The sequence below is a fragment of the Chryseobacterium kimseyorum genome, assembly GCF_025971945.1.
GTDB classification, from domain to species: domain Bacteria; phylum Bacteroidota; class Bacteroidia; order Flavobacteriales; family Weeksellaceae; genus Chryseobacterium; species Chryseobacterium kimseyorum.
The window spans coordinates 1-4340 of the sequence record NZ_JAPDHW010000038.1 but is presented as its reverse complement, the minus strand read 5'-3'; the positions used below and the strand labels follow the sequence as shown (position 1 = coordinate 4340).

At 26.3% G+C, this 4340-nt stretch carries 3 protein-coding genes; 1 reads left to right on the top strand and 2 read right to left on the bottom strand.

The window, feature by feature from the left end:
* The first annotated feature begins 88 nt into the window (after window positions 1-88).
* On the top strand, window positions 89-1936 hold the full coding sequence (locus OMO38_RS20175; protein WP_264751977.1) for an ATP-binding protein: 1848 nt from the start codon (window positions 89-91) through the stop codon (window positions 1934-1936).
* Window positions 1937-2023: 87 nt separating this feature from the next.
* On the opposite strand, the gene OMO38_RS20170 is transcribed toward OMO38_RS20175, so the two are convergent.
* A complete protein-coding gene (locus OMO38_RS20170; protein WP_264751976.1) occupies window positions 2024-3439 on the bottom strand; it encodes a hypothetical protein in 1416 nt (471 codons plus the stop codon).
* On the bottom strand, window positions 3429-4340 hold a 912-nt coding region (locus tag OMO38_RS20165), incomplete at its 5' end, for a nucleoid-associated protein (RefSeq protein WP_264751975.1). The genes OMO38_RS20170 and OMO38_RS20165, both read right to left, overlap by 11 nt.

Genomic DNA, 4340 nt, shown 5'->3' with positions numbered 1-4340 from the left:
TATCTACTATATATCAAAATATTTCTAGTGGCGACTCTCTTATTTCAAAATTCCTTCTTATAATAAGTTCAATAAAACTTTTAGGATAATGAAGAAGATTACGAAAATAGAATTAGATAATTTTAAAGCATACGCCAAAAAACAATCTATAAATATTCAAGGTAAAAACCTGTTAGTCTATGGTGAAAACGGTGCAGGTAAAAGTTCCCTATATAAATCAATTAATTCTTTTTTCAGAAATTCATTTGAAGATATTAATTTTGAGAAAAACATCTATAATGAAACCGAACATGGAAATGTTTTAATTGAATTTGGAAATTATGTAAATGATGCAATTGATGAATCATCATTAGAAGAATATCGTTTTTCTTCATATGTTTCTAATAATAAAATTAAATTTATTCAGGAGGCATCACTAATAAAAGGCTTTTTAGATTATACAGACCTTTTAAAAATTTATTTAAAATCAACCACTGATGACAATTTGTTTAGTTTAATTGTCGAGAATTTGTTAAAAGATTTTATACCACTAGTGGCTGGTTCAACCACTTCTATTGGAAAAAGTTATAATGATATTACAAATGATATCCTTAAAAGACCTCGTACACGACGTGAAAGAGTGCATAAGAACGGAATTTTTCGTTTAACGTTGTTCCAAACAGATCTTAAGGGTACATTAGATAGAATTTTTGAAAAAGTTAATGAATTGTTGAGCCAATATTTTGGATACGATGATTTAGTATTAAGCTACGTGTTAGATCCAATTACCATATCATATGGTAGATTTGGTAAAAGATCTTGGAAATTACATAAAAATTTAGAACTCGTTCTTGAAAAAAATGGTGTTCCACTAGGTGCTTCATACAAGGAAAAGTTGAATGAGGCTAGATTGTCTTCGATAGCTATCTGTATATACCTATCTTCCTTAATTCTCTATCCCCGGTCTTCTGATCTTAAATTATTGTATTTAGATGACATTTTTGTAGGACTCGATTCATCAAATAGATTACCGATACTTGAAATAATAAAAAATTGCTTTGGTGATTTTCAAGTTTTTATATCAACTTATGATAAATCTTTTTTTAATATAGCAAAATTGAAATTGTCTACTCAAAATTGGACAAGTGCAGAATTTTATATAGGTCATCATAAAATTGGTGATAAAGATATTGATCTACCTATAATGACTTATTCTAAAAGTGATTATGATAAGGCTCGTTATCACCTTTACAATTCTATTCCTGATTATCCAGCTTCAGCTAACTATTTTAGAAAAAGCATCGAATCATTATTCATTAACAATTTTCCGACATTTGTATTAAGGGATGGAGAATTTATAAGTGTAGATTCTTACAGACTATCACAAATATTCAAATTAGTATTAAACTTTCTAAGTAATTGTGGAGAATTAATTACCGAGATAGAAGAGCTAAGAGAATATATGTATATCTTACTACATCCACTATCACATTATCAAATTGATGCTACCGAATATAAGACCGATTTAGTGAATATTGATAAACTGATTCAAAAACTGATTGTCACATTACCATCTTTAAACTTGAAAAAGAGATATCGTTTTATACTTGAAAGAAATTGCAGGATTAAGCTTGTATTATATTGTAATCCCAGAAAAAAACATGTTTACATGTTAAAAGCAGATGAGGATTTGATTTACGACAAACAAAATAAAAGGTTTCTTAATTGTAAGCTTTTTGCTTACGAAATGTATAATGTTGACGAAAATGATATTGTTACATCGACACCTTTTAAACCTAATCGTAATAGTAGTCAATTTTTTTACAATTCGATTGAACATGCATATTCACAAATATCATATTATCTGATGAACGAAGAACCTAATTTAATATCTGATGTAGACTACATACAGTCTTTTAAAGTTTTAAAAGGTGAGAATTGGAAAAAGGTTTTTTAAACAAAAATTTATATAATCTTGCTATATTATTTTTGATCTACCGGAAATTACTTCGAAATTTGAAATTCCAAAGTTTGTTTAAAAATATTACTTCTGTGAGATAAGATATCTGAAATTAATGTAATCTGATGTTGAAAAAAGGATACAAATCAAAATTAAAATTGATAGTACCCAAATCGTTAAATATCTGCACCTTTTCTTTTTAAAATAAGTTATATCATTTTCGAATTCATTATCATTATTAAGAATTTTATTAACATCATCCACGTTCAAAATATCGTAAAATCTAGTTTTTATTAAGTAATACTTATCTTTTATTCTATTTCTGTCGCCATTTAGAATTACAAGTGAAAAAATCATATATATGACGGATAAAATTAGTAGAAATAAACCTACTAAGGTTGCCTCTTTGTTTAAGGCTGTAGCCGGATCACTTTTACCGAAAAATTTTAAAATAAAAACTGTGAGATAAAACGAAATAAAAACAAAGACAGACTTTTGAAAATTTGATAAAAATGTATCTAATGACGTATTAATTTTATTAGTAACTGATTCTACTTGTTCAAATATTTTTGTCCTTGAATCTAGATATTTAGATAAATTACCTTTTATATATAATTGATTTGATGAAAGAATAGATGGAAATGCTCGAGTATCAATTTCCAAACTATCTTTTGTAATGTAGAAACCTAAAATGTTTCTTACAATTCCTAATTTATCCTCAACTTTTTCTTTTTCTGTATATGTCCATTCATAAATTTTTTTATACTCCTGTAAACTGGATAAATTCAGATCTTGGAATTTTATATTATACTCAAATGTTTTACTACCTTTAATTTTTAAGTATATTTCATCATCCTTTATTTCTGAGACATCAAACAAGTATATTAGTATATAAACTAGATAAAGTTTATTTATGATATTAAGAAAGCGATCTCCTTCACCATCAGTCACAAGTTTAAAATTTTCGGGTGAAAATTTTATTTCCGAGTAATTATAAAACAAACATTGGATACTAATTTGATTGCTTTCAAATTGACTTGGAATTCCATTGTACCCGATAATATTTGTAGATACTGAAAGAGTCGTAAAAGTATTTCTAATTACAATTGGAGTAGTAATCTCCGCTAATACTAATAAAATGCTTTTGAGATCCATTCTCTCAAGATTTCTAAAGAATATTTCTTCATCGAAAATTAGAATATTGGAGCTAGATTTAAAAATTTTGAAAATTACTGTGAAACTCTCAAATTCATTTAAATCTTCAATATCTACAACTTCAAAACCATTTGTGTCAATCTTATATTCTATTTCTTCGACTTCAAAAGACCAATTATATCCTATTTCATTAATGATATCATTAATGGATTGATAGAGATCAATATTAACTTGAATAATACTTTCTTTATCTTGCGTAATTGCAATGAACTCATACTGCCTAAAATTATCAATATGACTTATAATATTTGAGTCTTTGAAAAGATTAATTAGATTAGTTATCATTTATCCAACCTTTAATTTTATCATAACCTTCTGTTGAGAGAATTTTCACATATTTATTTCCTTGATTATCTTGAACTGGTTCGATTATGTTTTTTAAGTTTTCAACATAATCGTTAATACTTAAATATAGACTATTAGCTAATCTTATCCTATGCGATATTTTCTTATTTATTTTATTTTTCTTTATTGCAAATTGAGTGTCGAATCCTTTTTTTTCGGGCAATTGTTTAATTTTCTGTACTATTTTTTCTTTAGGGAATTCATTATCTACCGGAATGTAGTTTCCAACTACATTAGAAACAATGTCAGAATAATTTAAATTATCATTAGTACGATAATACCCAATAATAGAATTTCTCAGTATTAGATAATCAGGATAAAATTTGTGTTTGAGATGCGTCAGTGATTTATCAATTTCATTTAAAGATTTTTCTGTATTGTCATCGTCATTATAAAGTTGCTTAAGTTCTAAAAAGTCATCCCACCAATATTTACTGTTGTGCTTGTCAAATATGTAATTCTGGTCAATTTCATTATTTTTATTGAAAGTTATAAGAATTGCTTTAAAAACTTTTTTTCTTATATTCAATCCTCTAACTTTTTCGAAATTTTGTTCATTGAGAATTTCCTCGTGTTCCACCTTACATATTATCATTTGATTTACATCATTTTTAAAAAAATGTAAATGCATGAGACTACCTTTTTGAATTTCTATTCCCATATTTCTTCTCTGCATAATTTCCTGAATATTTGATTCCTTTTCTAATAACCTCTCTGAGTTTAGTTGAACAATGTTAATTACATCATCCACATTGTTTAAAATTTTTGGTAAAGATGATTTAATTTCTGTGTTACCATCTTTAAAGTGATATGTTCTTTTATTAGATGATTGAAGTATTTC